This window comes from Devosia sp. Leaf420 (assembly GCF_001425445.1).
GTDB lineage: Bacteria > Pseudomonadota > Alphaproteobacteria > Rhizobiales > Devosiaceae > Devosia.
Map to the genome: position 1 here is coordinate 516,739 of NZ_LMQU01000010.1, position 15,156 is coordinate 531,894.

Genomic DNA, 15,156 nt, shown 5'->3' on the forward strand with positions numbered 1-15,156 from the left:
GAGGCCGGGAGGGGGTGACTCTGGCAATCATCGCGCTAGCGACTCCACCTTACAAAACTTTCACAAGATATATCTTGAAAGCCCCCGCCCCCGCCCCAATCTCCTCCTCACGGGCTTTGAAAACATATCGGAGACACATCATGTCGAACTGGCGTAATGGAGAACCCAACTGGCGGCGTTTCGAGCAGATGGCGCGTCGCGGCTGGGGCAAGGTGCAACAGAATCTCGGTGACGAAGATCTCGGCCAGTGGGGCGGCAATATCCGCGTCGGCCGTATGCTCGCCTCGGGCGATGTCCGCCTCGTCGCGCTCTATCTCATCGAACAGCAGCCGCGTCATGGCTATGATCTGATCAAGGCCATCGAAGAGCGCTCAAACGGTGTCTATTCGCCGAGCCCCGGCATCGTCTATCCGGCCCTGACCTATCTTGAAGAAGCCGGCTACGTCACCTCGTCCGCCGAGGGCAACAAGAAGCTTTATACGATCACTGATGAAGGTCGGACCCATCTCGGGGAAAACCGCGACGCTGTCGCCTCGACGCTCGATTTCCTCGCGCGCACCGGCGAGCAGTTCAACCGTTTCCGCGAGTTCGTTCGTGCCGATTGGCCCTTTGGTGGACGCCCGGGCGAAGGCCACGAGCCGCCGCATCCGCGCCATCATCACCACGAAGATCGGCCTCTCCATGATGCCGTGCCCGAACTCGACGAGGCCCGTAAAGCCTTGAAGGGCGCCATCAAGAAAGCCCGCCAAGCCTCCGAAGACCACCAGCGCCGCGCCGCCGAAATTTTGCGTCGCGCCGCTGCCGAAGTTGAAGGCCTGAGTGAAGACGACGTGGATCTCTGATCGCGACTAAAACGGCCACTCCCAGCGCAAAAGCGGGAGTGGACACTCTCTATTCTACGTCGAAATCCGCGGCGATCTTCGCCAGCGCAAAGCGGCTCAGGCGAATTTCAAGCGTAAGCGTCCACGTGCCTGGGATGGGAATGGCGATATCCCTTACCACCCACCCCTCAGGCGTCAGCTCCGCCTCGGCGCGGATCGGCGCGATCCCGAGCGTCTCGGACGAAAGAATGGCGACAACCGACTGGGCTTCTATGGCGCCATAGTTTGCGTCTGTCACTGCGATATCGAGCCTCGCCGCCCCCGGCGCACCCGAAATCGTGACATTGGCCATGACCTCGGCATTCATCGCATGGACGAAAACAGGCTCGGTCTTTTGCACCTCGGCCAGCGCCCGCGGCGGCGGCGTAAACCGCCACCCGGCCGCGAGTCCCAGGATCAGCACCACCAGTAGCGTTTCAACGATAATCGACCGGCGCAGATGCTTTCGGGCACCGCTCATGCCCGCCAGTGCGGGGCGCGTCAGCCGGAACCGGTTCCAAAGCGCCAGTGCAAACAGAACCACCAAAAGCCCAAGCTTGGCCGCTAATATGGCGGCATAGGATGAGAACCAGGCCGGACTTGGCGGCCCCATCTGGATCACGGCAAGCGTCACGCCGGACACCAGCAATGCCCCGACAGCAAACGGGATGACGCGCGAGAAGCGCGCAAGAGCGCGATCGTCCTTGGCCGTCAGCAACACCGCGAGCGGCAGAAGCGCACCAACCCAAAAGAGAATGCCGCCGACGTGAAAAAACACAGCCGGCCGCGTCAACCACTGCGGCTCTGCGGCACCAGCATGTCCACTCAGACTAAGCGCCAAAGCGCCGAGCAGAGCGGCCAGAACGCCGAGCCCCGATGTAACGGGGCTTCGCGGAAACCCCACCGCGATCGAACCCAAGACAAATGCCCCGATAAGGACAAGCGCAGTCGCGCCATAACTCGTCGCCAGCGCGGCACGCCATGCCGCCGGCTTGAAGAAATCGGCAACCGGCAAAGCCAGCGCGTCGAGCCCGTGCAGCCCCAGCGACAGCGGCGCCAGCAAAAGCCCAGCGAGTGTGACGCCTAAAAGGACCCGTTCAAGTCTCCGCGGCACCTCGGCAATCGCGCGAAACAGCGCCCCGCCAAGGCCGATGAACAGCGCGACGAACAGCCCGGTCTTGCTTGCCCAAAGCGCAAAGGCCGACACCGGATCGCCCTGAGATACCGATGCCGCTTCGGTCACCGCACCAACCGAAAAAACCAGCGCGCCACCAATCGGATGCCCATCGATCGAGGTGACGCGCCAAGACAGCACATGCGTGCCCTCCCCCAGCGGATCGGCAAGCGGAACCTCAACCCGTTCCCCGCCCCTCGTGACCGCGGTCAGATCCGTCTTGCCCCCCTGCGGATCGATCAGCGTGATCGCGAGCGGGGTGACCGGCTCATTGAACCGCAGCGTCATTGCCTCCGGCGCCGCGTTCAAAACCGCCTTGTCCGATGGATCACTGCCGATAAGCTGCGCATGGGCAAGGCCGGCGCAGCAAGCGCGAACACCAGCGCCAGGCCCAGAACGAGCCGCGCGAAAAACTTCATAACTATCATTGCCGGGCTCCCGCCGGGGTGGAGGCGCCGAAGCGCCTCCTTGGGGCTTAGTGACCGGTCGCAGCGTCTGCCGGCAGGAGCTCGAGGCTCGGCGCCGGCATTTCGGCGTTCTCGTCGCCCGAAACATCGATCCAGGCCTCTTCGCCCGTCGCGCATTCCTGGATCGCCGGGAAATAGAACCGGCCCGGCTCCAGCGTATCGGCAAATGTGCCGCGGAAGACGAACTCGTCATACCATTCGTTCGGCAGATTGCCGTTCGACCAGACGATTTCCTTGACGCCGTCATTCACAGCCGTGCCGTGATTATCATAGCTCCCCTCATAGGGGCCCGTGACGGTTTCAAGATCCCAGCCGGCCTTGGGCATGGGTTTGACGTTGTAAAACCCTTCCGGAATCTGGATGCGAACGGTGGTCGTGGCCTCGGTGCCGCAGCCATGGGGCACGCGGAGCACCGCCTTATAGGTCGAGCCGATCTTGGCTTCCTGAACCTCGAGGGTCGAATGGGCAAAAGCCGGCGTTGCGGCAAGGAGAAGGCTGGCGGCACAGAGCGCGCCCGAGAAAAAGCGGATCACTTGGGATCTCCGAAAAAGTCTGATGAGAAATCACGTTCAAAACGATCAGACCTGATGCGGCGGGGCTCTGGCTTGCGCCGTCGCGCGCTCGACGCGCTGCTCGAACAGCTCTTCGAAATCGCGATAGACCACCGCGCCGGCTAGGCGCTCGGTCCCGAGGGAAATGGCGGGTGATGCGGGCGGCGGCAGCGTGTTCTGCCCAATCCCCGCCCCGGCGCATTTGACCGGCGCAGGACGCTCTCCCGGATCGGCGCGGGAAAGACTGGTGCAAACCGAGAACTGATCCCAGGCCGGATGGCCGAGTGCAGCCAGATCGCGCTGCAGGCCTGCGGCCTGATGGAGCGGGGCGAGGAGAACGAGCACATAAAGCGCCAGCACCGCAAAGGCGGCGCCCAATTCTCTCGTCATGTTCCGCCCGCGGAACGGCATGGCGTCTCCCCTTTGCGTCATCGGCTTAGCCTAACAGCCACCCACCAGCAAGCGAAGGACTGTCGCAGTGGGGAAAGCCGTTTCCATCCGCATAAGGGCACGATAGAAGACGTGCGCTGATTGGGGACGAGATGGCCACTTACACCGATATTGCCCGCCGGGTTTACAACCACACCTGGAAGCTCGACCCCATCGTGCGCAGTCTGCTCGATACCGACTTCTACAAGCTTTTAATGCTGCAGATGATCTGGGGGCTCTATCCCAAGGTCGAGGCGACGTTCTCGCTGATCAACCGCACGAAATCGGTCAAACTCTCCGAAGAGATCGATATCGATGAGTTGCGCGCCCAACTCGATCATTGCCGTACGCTGCGCGTGACCAAGAAGGAAATGATCTGGCTCGCCGGTAATACCTTTTATGGCTCTAAGCAGATTTTTCAGCCCGGCTTCCTGCGCTGGCTCGAAAATTTCCAGCTGCCCGATTATCGCCTGGAAAAGCGCGACGGGCAGTTCGTGCTCGAATTTCCCGGGCTCTGGCTCGAAACCTCGATGTGGGAAATCCCCGCCCTTGCGATCATCAACGAATTGCGCAGCCGCGCAGCGCTGAAGAGCTACGGCCCCTTCGCGCTCGACGTGCTCTATGCACGCGCCAAGGCCAAGATGTGGGAAAAGGTCGAGCGGCTGCAAAAGCTGCCGGACCTTAAAATCTCCGATTTCGGCACGCGGCGGCGTCATTCCTTCCTCTGGCAGCGCTGGTGCGTCGAAGCGCTCAAGGAAGGCATCGGCGATAATTTCACCGGCACGTCCAATGTGAAGCTCGCCATGGATACCGATCTCGAAGCCCTCGGCACCAATGCTCATGAGCTGCCCATGGTGCTGGCGGCCTTGGCGCGCTCGGACGACGAACTGCGCGAGGCGCCTTATCGGGTGCTGCAGGATTGGAAGAGCTATTATGGCGGCAATCTTCTCATCGTCCTCCCCGATGCTTTTGGCACCGACGCATTCCTCCGCGATGCGCCCGATTGGGTCGCTGATTGGACCGGATTCCGTCCCGATTCGGCGCCGGCCATCGAGGGCGGCGAGCGCATCATCAAATTCTGGGAAAGCCGCGGCCGCGACCCCAAGGAGAAGCTGCTGATTTTCTCCGATGGGCTCGATGTCGACATGATCGAAGAGGCCTATCTTCATTTCGATGGCCGCGTGCGCATGAGCTTTGGTTGGGGCACCAATCTCACCAATGATTTCGAGGGCTGCGCCCCCGTTCATAACTCTCAGCTCGACCCGATTTCGATCGTTGCGAAAGTCTCGACGGCCAATGGTCGCCCGGCAGTGAAACTCTCGGACAATCCGGCCAAGGCGACCGGCGAGAAGAGCGAAATCGAGCGCTATATTCGCGTCTTCGGCGATGCCGGACGCGTCGAGCATGCGGTGCGCGTCTGATCCTGTCGCGGCTATAACCAAGGTTATCAGCCGCCCTGTGGACAACAGGTGGGCCGTTGGACGCATTAACGCCGCATGAACCATCTAGGGCCAATTTCGGTGGCGGGGGCTCTCCCGCGGAGCCGAATATGAGTCTTGAATTAATCGACATTGCTTTGGCCGAACGCCAGGACCATCCGCGGCTCGAAAACCGCGTGACGGGCAAGGTGCGCGCCGTCTTGACCGAGATGATCGACGGCCGAGAGCAGCGTCACGAATTGCTGATTCCCGCCTGGGTGCAGCGCGAAGACGGCATGGATGATGGCGACGTCGATCTGGCGCTAATGCTCAAAGCCGCCAAGATCGTCGCGCGTCTCAAAGCGCGCCTGGGCGACGCGGCTTAGGTCTTAACCGGCGCCAAGGGCATAGCCCTGAGCCTCGCCCACCGAATGTCATCCCCGCGCAGGCGGGGATCCATCCTGAAATCTCAGAAAATGCGAGGCTCGGCGGTTTTGACCGCTGTCACCAGCACCCGCCAAGCCAACCAGCGCCAAAAAACCAAAAGCCCAAAAAATCAGTCTTTGGTGTTGGCGTTCTTCGCGATGGCTTCGAGAAACATGCGGTCGGAGGCCGAAAGGCCTGTGGGCGTGTAGCTCGGCTGCGCGGCGGCAGGGCCTGCGCTGCGGTGGCGAAAGGCGGGTGCGGTCGCAAAGTGGCGCGCGCGGTCGGCCATGAAGATCGAGCGGCGGCGATGTTCGTTGAGGAAGAACAGGATCAGCGCGAAACCGGCGACAACCCAAATCGCATAAAATTCCCAAGTCATGGCAGCCTCCTGCTAAAGCGGCTGCGATCTTGGGGATCAGCTCTCGCCCTAGTTGTGTTCGCGCATGTCTCTGGTCCGAGCCCCAGACCAATGGCCGGAAGACATACTGTCGAGCAGCAAGATAGCTAATGAAATCTTAAGGCAGAAGCTGAAGTGAACGTTAGGCTTAATAGTTAAACTTGCGTTGATTTGAGTTGAGCGGTGCCGCGGTTGAGCGAAACCAGCGTGGCGCGCACTTCGTTTTCGGCGGCGCGGGTGATGGTCTTGCGGTTGCCGCCGGCGCTGAGGATTTGCGGCGTGCCAAAGGCCACGGTGACGTCCTTGACCGGGCCAGAGAGAATTTCGCGGATGTTCTGCTTGACCGATTTGGATTTGATCCAGGCGATCAACGAGCGCTCGTTGCGGCTGACGGGCAGACCCTGGAGCTTGGTATAGGCAACGGTCAGCGGCTGAATGTTCACGTCCGTTGCGCCCGCTGCTTCCATGGCGTGCTGCGCCGCCCCGACAAGCGCCGAGCGGAACGGCAGGACATGGGTGCCGATATCGGATTGACCCTCGGCAAAGAGCACCACGGCATTCCCGCCCGCCATATGCTGGCCCATGGCTTCGGCCGTGCGCCCCGTTCCGGCCCGGCGGGTCCGATCGACGTAAATGGTCTTCTGGAGATCAGCGAGCAGGCCAACCAGGGGCCATTGGCCGACCTCCTGCTTGGCGACAAAGGTCACTTCCGCAACCGAGCCGATGGCGACGATATCGGTCCAGGAAATATGATTGGAGAGGAGAAGCGTCGGGCGGCCAGTGGCAGGCTCCCCGATGGTCGTCACCCGAAGGCCGAGGAAGATACAGCCCATTCTGTGAAAAAGCCGAGGGATCACGGTCCAGAACGGCAGGCGCAGCGTGACGATGATCCATTGCAGCGCAATGGCGAGAATCATGAACGGTACGAAGATGAAGATGAAAAACAGGCTGCGCAGGATCATGAAACCCGGCCCTCAATCCGGCTTGGTTTTGCCATCTGCCTTGTCCGAGAGCGGGACGGCGTACAGTTCGAGGCGGTGGTCGATGAGCTTATAGCCAAGACGCTTGGCGATGACCTCTTGAATAGCCTCGATTTCCTCGTTGCGGAACTCGATGACGAGGCCAGAGCGAATATCGATCAGATGATCATGATGTTCATCGGGGATCAGTTCAAACCGGGCGCGGCCATCCTTGAAATCATGCTTGGTGACGAGGCCAGCTTCTTCGAAGAGATTGACGGTGCGATAGACGGTCGAGAGCGAGATGCGCGGATCGATGCTCGAGGCGCGGCGATAGAGCTCTTCGACATCGGGATGATCCGAACTTTCCTCGATCACTCGCGCGATGACCCGGCGCTGATCGGTCATGCGCATGCCGCGCGATACGCAGGCTTCTTCCAGGGTTGGTTCGCTTGGCGTTTTCGTCATGCCATGCCCTTTCGCCTAGCGTTCTAAAGAATTTCCGTTACCCAAGATCGCGCGACATGACAAGCGCGGTGGCGGCGCTGCCATCGGGGCGCGGATAGTAGCCTTTTCGCGACGAGATGGTGGCAAAGCCCAGGCGCTCATAGAGCTTCACCGCCGAGAGGTTTTCCGCATCGACTTCGAGAAACATCTTTCGCGCCGGAGAGAGCATGAGATCAGCGAAAACTGCCTTGAGCAGCGCGCGGCCGATTCCCTTGTTGCGCCACTTGGGATCGACGGCAATCGTCAGCAGTTCGCTTTCGTCTGCCACAAGGCGGATGAGCGCAAAGCCGGAAATCCGACGCTTTGCATCGCAGGCTATGTAAGCCGGCGTCTGCCGATCGGCGATGAAGGCCGTGAAATCCGCGACTGGCCAGCCCCGAAAAAAGCCCTGTTCGTGCAGCTTTGCGAGGCGCTGCGCATCACCCGTTTCGGCCGGTTCGATATGGAGCCCGTGGGGGGCCATCCAGAGTTTTTCCATCGTCTAGACCCGCCTCGGAATGCGCGCGGCATTTTGCGGCTTGGCGTCCGCGTCGCGAATATAGGCGGCGTGCGGTGGATAATTTGCGGGATCGGCAGCGGCCGCAAAGCGGATCATGGCAGAAAGATCGACAAAGGGGGATTCGATGAGATTAGCCCCCGGCGCGACGCGGGCGCGCGCCTCCTCGATCGGCAAAAGCATGGGCTCGGTTTCGGCCATGCCGGGCGCCGAGAAAGCCTGAAAATAGGCATCGCCGCGCCGCGCATCGAGGAGCACGGTGACCGGCCCCGAAATGACGCCAAGGGAAAGAGCCAGGAGGCTTGGAATGCCAAGAACCGGCAGTTTCCGCGCAAGGCCAAGCCCCCGGGCAGCCGAGAGCCCGATGCGGAGACCGGTAAAGGAGCCTGGGCCCGTGGTTACCGCAATTCGGGCGATGTCGGCATGGGTAAGCGCGTTGCGCTCGAGCAAGGTGGCAAGGCGATCAAAGAGGATTTCGGCGTGGCCCGTCGCGATTTCGTCGACGCTCACATCGACCTGTCCGTCAGCGCGCATCACCGCCAGTTGCAAACGTGGCGCAGCGGTGTCGATGGCGAGGGTGATGGGCATTGGCAATTTTTCACCTTCTCGTGAAAGTCACGGCGTCGATTAGCCCGGCAGGGACCGAGAGCCCTGCCCGCTGAGCCTAAAGCATCGGCCCAATCGCACCAAGCTGCCCCACGCTCGGTCGGCACGTGCGCTCAGATGGGAGGCTAGGAGGAAGTGACGAGCAGGCCCATAACCCCAAAAACCATCAACGGCGACGCTCTATTCGCACTCCTAGCCCCGGGGCCCTGCCGAGTCCACCGCCTTGACGCTCTACCCCGCGAGGGCGACGTTGCGGCCATGTGTGGTGATTCGTTCGTGACCCTGAAATGATCCAGCCCGTAACCTGGTTGGCCGAGACCACCATGCTCAGCCATGGCTGGCGGCGCTTTTGCCTGCTGGTGGCGGCGGGTGCCGTGGCGGGGCTCTCCGTGCCGCCCTTTTTCATCCTCCCCGCGCTCTTCGTCGCCATGCCGATCTGGGTCTGGGCGCTCGATGGGGCGGAACGCCTCCGCCCCTTCTGGCGGCGCATCTTCGGACCCGCCTTCACCATCGGCTTTGCCTTTGGCTGGGGCTATTTTCTCGTCGCCTTCCATTGGCTGGGCGCCGCATTCTTCGTCGATGGCGGCGTCATGCTGGTGCTCATGCCCTTCGCGATTGCCGCCCTCGCCGCGCTCATTGCCTTTTTCTGGGGCATTGCGAGCGCGCTGGCGCATCTCTTTTGGACGCATGGCGCGGCGCGGATCGTCACCCTCTCGTCCTTCCTCGCGCTGGCCGAATTCGCGCGCGGCCATGTGCTCACTGGTTTCCCCTTCGATCTCCTCGGCTATTCCCTCACCGGCACCGACGAGATGATGCAGCTCGCCTCGGTCATCGGGGTCTATGGGCTGACCGTCCTCGCGCCGCTCCTAGCCATGACCCCGGCGCTGATCTGGCCGGCCGACGATCGGCCCATGAGCCGTCGCCTTGCACCGTTCTTCCTCGCGCTCCTGGTCATCACCGGACAGCTTGCCTATGGCTGGAACCGGTTGTCCGAAACCGTTTCAACCGAGCGGCAGGATGTGGCCTTCCGCCTTGTCCAGCCCATGGTCTATGAGCACGCCGATTTCGGCCGCGTCGATCCGGTTGCCCTAATCGACAAGTTGCTGATGCTTTCGGATATGCGGATGGACCCGACGGATCAGGGCCTTGCCGATATCACCCATCTCGTCTGGCCCGAATCCTCCGTGCCATTTTTCCTCGATACCTATCCCGATGCCCTCGCGCGCATTGCCCGCATGCTGCCCGACAGCACGACCCTGCTGGCGGGCGTACCGCGGCAGATCTTCGGGATCGATGGCGAGGTCCCGCAAGGCCCGCCCTATAATTCCATGGTCGCGATCAATTCCGATGGCGAGATCATCGCCAGTTACGACAAATCCCACCTCGTACCCTTCGGCGAATATCTGCCGTTTCAGGACTTCTTCTCGCGCTTCGGCATCAAGCAATTCGTCCCCGGCGCCGATGGCTGGTCGCATGGCGATGTCCGGCGTCGCCTGATGGAACTGCCCGGCGCGCCGGCCATGCTGGCCGTGATCTGCTACGAAGTGCTGTTTTCGGGCGATCTTGGCGATGTCGAGAAGGCGCAATATATCCTCAACATCACCAACGACGCCTGGTTCGACGGCTCGATTGGCCCCGCCCAGCATGCCCATCACGCCCGGTTGCGCGCGGTGGAAGAAGGCATGAGCCTCATGCGCGCCGCCAATACCGGCCTCACCTTCGCCACCGACCCGCTCGGGCGGATCACCGCGCAATTGGCGCCGGGCCAGATGGCGGCCCTCGATGTCCGGCCGCATCAACGGCTGGCACCAACGATCTTTTCGCAGATCCGGCACTGGCCGTTCCTGATCGCGATCCTCGCGGGCATTTTGATTGGCGTCATCGCCTCGCGGCGCGGGCGGCGGCGTCTGCCGGAATGAAAAAAGCCCCGGCGCGATGCCGGGGCTTTTTTAAGGGCTGCAGCGGATCAATCGAAACGCTGGCGGCCATACCAATCGTCGACGTCCTTCGTCGCTTCATCCTTGGCTTTGCCGTAATGCTCTTGGATCTTGCCCTCGAGCTGTTCGCGCTTGCCATTGATCTGGGTCAGATCGTCGTCAGTGAGCTTGCCCCACTGTTCCTTGACCTTACCGGACATCTGCTTCCAGTTACCTTCAACGCGGTTCCAGTCCATTTTCGAACTCCTCGTTTGTGATGGTTGGAAAACTCATGGCAAGCCTTTGCGGTTCCTTCGCAATTTTGCCCGCGCGATCTGAAGCCGACGATCAACGCAGATTACCCGGCCGCCGCAGCGGGATGCATGGAAAGAGAAAAATTCTCGCGGCGCCCAAAAAGAAAACCCCGAGCCGTGCCCGGGGTCTTAAAAACTCTTGCGATCCGTCAATGTCGGCCGTTTTCGGTTTCCTCAGGCAGCGCGGCGAGTAGCCGCTTCGGCCAATACTGGCACGAGCGCCGGGCGCTGGGCCGGCTCGGCGGCCTGCACCATCACCGCTGCGATGCGGCGCAGTTCGGTAATGAGACGCTGAGTCTCCTTGTAGAAGTAAGATTCTTCGGAATAGCTGGTGTGGTTGTGATTGCAGTCGTCGCTCATTCTGAGCCCCCAAGTCTTGATAAGACGAGACTGCGCTCAGGGCGTTCCTTTACTGTGCGGGGCTTTTATAAAATTTGAAGCAAATGCGAGACAGTTCGGCGCTATGCCGCGTCGCGCGTGGGTTTGCGGTTGACCAAAGCCACTCCGGCGACAACTCTGCCAAATATGACAAAGACAAGTAAAACCGACGAAGAGATCGTATTGGCCGGCGGTGGCCGCTCCTTGGTAACCCGGCGCGGCGACGTGGTGTTCCGCCAGGGCGCCCCATGGTCCAAGACAGTGCTAGCCCTGCTGCGACATCTTGAAGAGTGTGGGTTTGCCGAGGCGCCGCGCGTCATTGGAACAGGCTTTGATGCCGCTGGCCGGGAAATGCTGAGTTTTATCGAGGGCGCCTCGATCCACCCCGGACCATGGGACGACGCCGCGCTGCCGCTTATCGGCAATACATTGCGACGTCTGCACGACGCGGCGGCCTCATTCACCGTCCCCGAAAACTCCGTCTGGCATCCCTGGTTCGGCCGGAACATCGGCCAGCCAAGCGTCGTCGGACACTGCGATACCGGCGCCTGGAACATCATGGCAGAGGATCGACGGCCCGTCGGCCTGATCGATTGGGAAGTTGCGGGCCCGGTCGATCCCCTCGTCGAACTCGCCCAGGCGGCATGGCTCAATGCGCTGCTGTTCGACGATGACATCGCCGAACGCCAGGGCCTCGGATCGCCTGAGGCGCGCGCCCGCCAGGTTTCAATGCTGCTCGATGGCTATGAGCTCGCAAATGCCCAAAGGCAGGGCTTTGTCGGGCTGATGATCGATTTCGTCGTGCTCAACGCCGCCAATGAGGCGATCGAATGCGCCGTATCCCCTGACATGCCTGCCGCCGATGCCATCGCGGCAATCACCTGGCGCACACGCAGCGCCGGTTGGCTGGTGCGACACAGGGCGGCGTTGGAACAGGTGATCGAACGTTAGGGTGTGTTCCACCTCTAAAATCGCACTCAACCACCATCTTCCCTCAGGTCAAGCCCGAGGGAAGTGCGGTGTTTTTTTGGAGGGCTCGTGAACCAAATCACCACCACTGAGCAGCGAGCACAAAGCCGAGTAGCAATTGGCCTTAGAACGACCTACCCAAACCAAAACCCCAGAACACGAAAGCCCCGGACCGAAGTCACGGGGCTTTTCGCATCGAGGAATGGTGCCCAGAAAAGGACTCGAACCTTCACGCCTTGCGGCACACGGACCTGAACCGTGCGCGTCTACCAATTCCGCCATCTGGGCGACGGGCGTGTAACTAGGGCCCAGCCCTTTTAAAGTCAACGGGCTTATGACGGATTTTAGAAGTTTGCCCCATCCCAATGCTTGATGGCGCTACGATCGACCTTGGGCGGGTTATCGAGACAATTGACGTTGATCATATACATGATGTTGCCTTTGCCGTCGCTGCCACGGGCAAAGCTCTCGATGCCACAGGTCTTGCAAAAGAGGTGGTCGATCATTTCGGTATTGAAATGATAGGTGGTGAGCTGATCTTCCCCGGCAATCAGCTTGAAATCGCTTTCAGGGACCGATTGCATCACCCAGCCGAGCCGGCGGCAGCGCGAGCAGTTGCAATCGCCCATGCCCGCGAAATCGGTGCTGGCGGTGTAGCGCACCGCGCCGCAATGGCATTGGCCCTGATAGTCGTGCTTTTCAGCCATGATGGTTCTCCTTTAAGAACGAAAGAAGAACAAACGCGTGAAAGAGTCAAGCGTCTGGCGCATCACGATATGCTCGACACGGGCGGCGCTGCTGCGTTAGAAGCAGTCTAAAGTTTTATCGCCCCAAGCCTCGTCGGAGTTCCTCGCAAATGGATCGCTTCTCTCCCAAGCTCGTCACTGTTTTCGGCGGTTCGGGATTTGTGGGCAAGCATCTGGTGCAGGCCCTTGCCCGCGAAGGCTATCGTGTCCGCGTTGCCGTGCGCCGGCCTGATCTTGCTGGGGAAACCCGCATGTTCGGTAGTGTCGGTCAGATCCTGCCGGTTCAGGCGAATCTGCGCAACGAAGCCTCGGTGCAGCGGGCTGTTCAGGGCGCCGATATCGTCATCAACCTCGTTGGCCTCGGCTATGAAGCGGGCGCGCAGAGCTTTGCCAGCGTCAATGCCGAAGGCGCGGCCTTTGTCGCGCGCGCGGCCAAAGCGGCAGGCGCCAAGGCACTCGTCCATGTTTCGGCCATTGGCGTCGAAGCCGCTGCCGAAGTCAGCGATTATGCGGCAACCAAGCTTGCCGGCGAAAAAGCCGTGTTCGAAGCCTTCCCGCAGGCGGTGATCCTTCGCCCGTCCCTGATGTTCGGGCATGGCGATGGCTTCTTCAACAAGATGGGTAATCTCGCGCGCATGTTGCCTTTCATGCCGCTGATCTCGCCCGATACGCGCTTCCAGCCCGTCCATGTCGGCGATGTCGTCGAAGCGATCGTCGCGGCGGCCGATGGCAAGGTCAAGACCGGCCGCGTCTATGAGCTCGGTGGTCCCGATATCGAAACCAACCGCGCGCTGATGACCCGCATCCTGCGCGAAGCTGGCCGCAAGCGTCCGCTGATCACGCTGCCCGCCGGCATCGCCAAGCTGATCGCCCTGCCCTTCAGCTTCTTGCCCATCCCGCCTGTCGTCACCGAAGATCAGGTCGAACTCTTGGGCGTCGACAATGTCGTGACCGACGAAGCGATCAAGGAGAAGCGGACCTTTGCCGCCTTCGGCATCGATCCGACGAGCATGGACGAAGTGCTGCCTGAATATATGTGGCGCTTCCGCAAGCACGGCCAGTTCGATCGCGACAATTCGGATGCGTCCGGCCCGCTCGCTGCTTGAACGAGCGTCGCATCGAGATCATGGCTTGAGGTTTTGCGGCCATGAGTGACACCGTCGACATCATCGGCCTTGGCCATAAAGGCGAAGGCATCTTTCTGCGCGATGGCCAAAAGGTCTTCGTGCCCTTTGCCTTGCCCGGCGAAAAAGTGCTGGTGGACCAGGACAAGGAGCGTGGCACGCTCCTTTCCGTTCTTGAGCCATCGCCCGATCGCATAGCGCCGTTCTGTCCCCATTTCGGCACCTGTGGCGGCTGCCAGCTTCAGCATATGGGCCCCGCGGCCTATCGCGCCTTCAAGATCGGTCTTGTCGAAACCCCGCTGCGCCAGGCAGGAATCGAAACCTCGGTTGAGGCCTTTGTCGACGCCGCGGGCGCCGGGCGCCGCCGGGCCACGCTCCATGCGCGCAAAGATGCGGCAGGCTATATGCGGCTCCGCAGCCATGATTTGCTCGATCTCGACCATTGCCCGATCCTCGTGCCCGCCCTGGCGCCAGCCCCCGATATCGCGCGCGCCATCGGCGCTCTGATCGGCCCCTGCGATGTCAGCTTTGCCGCAACCGATACCGGGCTCGATGTGTCCGTGCGCTCCGAGGTCAAGGGGCTTAAGGGCGATCGATTGATTGGGCTCGGCAATCGGTTCCGGCTCGCGCGCCTCGCCTTCAATCGCGAAATGCTGTTTCTCTCGCAAATGCCGCGCGTCACCATGGGCAAGGCCAGCGTCGAATTGCCGATCGGCAGCTTTTTGCAAGCGACCGCCGCGGCCGAAGACGCAATTGCCAGTTACGTCGTCGAGGCCGTCGGTAAGGCCAAGACGGTCGCCGATCTCTTTTGCGGTATTGGCCCCTTTGCGCTGCGGCTTGCGGAGAAGTCAGCCGTCTTTGCCAGCGATAGCGACAAGCCCGCCGTGATGGCGCTCGATAAAGGGTTTCGCCACGCCAAGGGGCTCAAGGCCATCACGGTCAAGTCCCGCGATCTGTTCCGCGATCCGCTGACGCGCTTCGAATTGGATTATGACGCCGTGGTGCTCGATCCGCCCCGCGCCGGTGCCGAGGCCCAGATCAAGGAAATAGCGGCCTCCAAACTGAGACATGTCGTCATGGTGGCCTGCGATCCCAAAAGCTTTGCGCGGGACGCCGCAACCTTGCTCAAATCGGGCTTTTCCATGTCTCGTTTGACCGCTTTCGATCAGTTTTCATGGTCGAGCCATATCGAGATCGCGGCGACGTTCATTCGGCAGCGTTAATTTTAAAACTGCAAAGCTGCGGATTTTTTTAAGTCATCACCGGCAATTAGCGCGCTCAGGCGCTTCAGCAAGCAAGTGCAAGCCGTTCACATTTATCGGGAAACTGCAACCGTCCCGATCCTCGCCACGTTTGAGGGGCATAAACCTTTCTATCAATTCACCGGGCATGGCGTTGCTATGCTTGTTATTTGCTGCG

Annotated in this window: 18 protein-coding genes and 1 tRNA gene; 7 read left to right on the top strand and 12 right to left on the bottom strand. The window is 61.1% G+C overall.

Features of this window, described 5'->3' with window-relative positions; translation table 11 throughout:
• Positions 1-140: 140 nt before the first annotated feature.
• Positions 141-842 carry a PadR family transcriptional regulator gene (locus ASG47_RS09860; RefSeq protein WP_062630501.1) on the top strand — a complete coding sequence of 234 codons (702 nt, stop codon included), beginning with the start codon at positions 141-143 and terminating at the stop codon, positions 840-842.
• A gap of 49 nt (positions 843-891) precedes the next feature.
• Here ASG47_RS09860 and ASG47_RS09865 read toward each other — a convergent pair whose 3' ends face one another.
• The 3 genes from ASG47_RS09865 to ASG47_RS09875 are packed head-to-tail and all read right to left on the bottom strand — an operon-like array spanning position 892 to position 3,484.
• On the bottom strand, positions 892-2,589 hold the full coding sequence (locus ASG47_RS09865) for a copper resistance CopC/CopD family protein (protein ID WP_082511660.1): 1,698 nt from the start codon (positions 2,587-2,589) through the stop codon (positions 892-894).
• Positions 2,510-3,034 (bottom strand): YcnI family protein, encoded by a 525-nt coding sequence (locus ASG47_RS09870; RefSeq protein WP_061908552.1) that lies wholly within the window; start codon positions 3,032-3,034, stop codon positions 2,510-2,512. Before ASG47_RS09870 ends, ASG47_RS09865 begins: the two co-directional genes overlap by 80 nt.
• A 45-nt stretch (positions 3,035-3,079) precedes the next feature.
• Entirely contained in the window at positions 3,080-3,484 is a 405-nt protein-coding gene (locus ASG47_RS09875; protein ID WP_156464050.1) for a hypothetical protein, read from the bottom strand.
• 110 nt (positions 3,485-3,594) lie between these two features.
• Between ASG47_RS09875 and pncB the strand changes: the two genes are divergently transcribed.
• Positions 3,595-4,902 carry a nicotinate phosphoribosyltransferase gene (gene pncB / locus ASG47_RS09880; RefSeq protein ID WP_061908554.1) on the top strand — a complete coding sequence of 436 codons (1,308 nt, stop codon included), beginning with the start codon at positions 3,595-3,597 and terminating at the stop codon, positions 4,900-4,902.
• Between the two features lie 128 nt (positions 4,903-5,030).
• On the top strand, positions 5,031-5,285 hold the full coding sequence (locus ASG47_RS09885) for a hypothetical protein (protein WP_061908555.1): 255 nt from the start codon (positions 5,031-5,033) through the stop codon (positions 5,283-5,285).
• A 170-nt stretch (positions 5,286-5,455) separates the two neighbouring features.
• Here the strand turns inward: ASG47_RS09885 and ASG47_RS09890 are convergent, their stop codons facing one another.
• The 5 genes from ASG47_RS09890 to tsaB form a co-directional block, all read right to left on the bottom strand.
• On the bottom strand, positions 5,456-5,704 hold the full coding sequence (locus ASG47_RS09890) for a hypothetical protein (RefSeq protein WP_061908556.1): 249 nt from the start codon (positions 5,702-5,704) through the stop codon (positions 5,456-5,458).
• Between the two features lie 173 nt (positions 5,705-5,877).
• Positions 5,878-6,684, bottom strand: a complete 807-nt coding sequence (locus ASG47_RS09895) for a lysophospholipid acyltransferase family protein (protein WP_061908557.1) — start codon at positions 6,682-6,684, stop codon at positions 5,878-5,880.
• 12 nt (positions 6,685-6,696) lie between these two features.
• Positions 6,697-7,149: a Fur family transcriptional regulator gene (locus ASG47_RS09900; protein ID WP_061908558.1), complete on the bottom strand. Its 453-nt coding sequence runs from the start codon at positions 7,147-7,149 to the stop codon at positions 6,697-6,699.
• Between the two features lie 37 nt (positions 7,150-7,186).
• Entirely contained in the window at positions 7,187-7,666 is a 480-nt protein-coding gene (gene rimI / locus ASG47_RS09905; protein ID WP_061908559.1) for a ribosomal protein S18-alanine N-acetyltransferase, read from the bottom strand.
• Between the two features lie 3 nt (positions 7,667-7,669).
• Positions 7,670-8,272, bottom strand: coding sequence for a tRNA (adenosine(37)-N6)-threonylcarbamoyltransferase complex dimerization subunit type 1 TsaB (tsaB, locus tag ASG47_RS09910; protein WP_061908560.1), 603 nt, complete (start codon positions 8,270-8,272; stop codon positions 7,670-7,672).
• A 305-nt stretch (positions 8,273-8,577) separates the two neighbouring features.
• Here tsaB and lnt point away from each other — a divergent pair, with 305 nt between their 5' ends.
• Positions 8,578-10,209, top strand: coding sequence for an apolipoprotein N-acyltransferase (lnt, locus tag ASG47_RS09915; RefSeq protein ID WP_061908561.1), 1,632 nt, complete (start codon positions 8,578-8,580; stop codon positions 10,207-10,209).
• 47 nt (positions 10,210-10,256) lie between these two features.
• Here lnt and ASG47_RS09920 read toward each other — a convergent pair whose 3' ends face one another.
• Together ASG47_RS09920 and ASG47_RS09925 are read right to left on the bottom strand one after the other, a co-directional pair.
• Positions 10,257-10,463, bottom strand: a complete 207-nt coding sequence (locus tag ASG47_RS09920; protein WP_061908562.1) for a CsbD family protein — start codon at positions 10,461-10,463, stop codon at positions 10,257-10,259.
• A 231-nt stretch (positions 10,464-10,694) separates the two neighbouring features.
• Positions 10,695-10,880 carry a hypothetical protein gene (locus ASG47_RS09925; protein ID WP_061908563.1) on the bottom strand — a complete coding sequence of 62 codons (186 nt, stop codon included), beginning with the start codon at positions 10,878-10,880 and terminating at the stop codon, positions 10,695-10,697.
• Between the two features lie 165 nt (positions 10,881-11,045).
• On the opposite strand from ASG47_RS09925, the gene ASG47_RS09930 reads away from it, so the two are divergent.
• Positions 11,046-11,849, top strand: a complete 804-nt coding sequence (locus ASG47_RS09930; protein WP_061908564.1) for a phosphotransferase — start codon at positions 11,046-11,048, stop codon at positions 11,847-11,849.
• A gap of 221 nt (positions 11,850-12,070) precedes the next feature.
• On the opposite strand, the gene ASG47_RS09935 is transcribed toward ASG47_RS09930, so the two are convergent.
• Positions 12,071-12,155, bottom strand: a tRNA-Leu gene (locus tag ASG47_RS09935).
• 56 nt (positions 12,156-12,211) lie between these two features.
• Positions 12,212-12,574, bottom strand: coding sequence for a GFA family protein (locus tag ASG47_RS09940; RefSeq protein ID WP_061908565.1), 363 nt, complete (start codon positions 12,572-12,574; stop codon positions 12,212-12,214).
• A 149-nt stretch (positions 12,575-12,723) separates the two neighbouring features.
• Between ASG47_RS09940 and ASG47_RS09945 the strand changes: the two genes are divergently transcribed.
• Together ASG47_RS09945 and ASG47_RS09950 are read left to right on the top strand one after the other, a co-directional pair.
• The gene (locus ASG47_RS09945) at positions 12,724-13,719 is read left to right on the top strand and encodes a complex I NDUFA9 subunit family protein (RefSeq protein WP_061908566.1); all 996 of its coding nucleotides are present in this window, start codon (positions 12,724-12,726) and stop codon (positions 13,717-13,719) included.
• Positions 13,720-13,760: 41 nt separating this feature from the next.
• A complete protein-coding gene (locus tag ASG47_RS09950; RefSeq protein WP_061908567.1) occupies positions 13,761-14,960 on the top strand; it encodes a class I SAM-dependent RNA methyltransferase in 1,200 nt (399 codons plus the stop codon).
• The last annotated feature ends 196 nt before the right edge of the window (positions 14,961-15,156 follow it).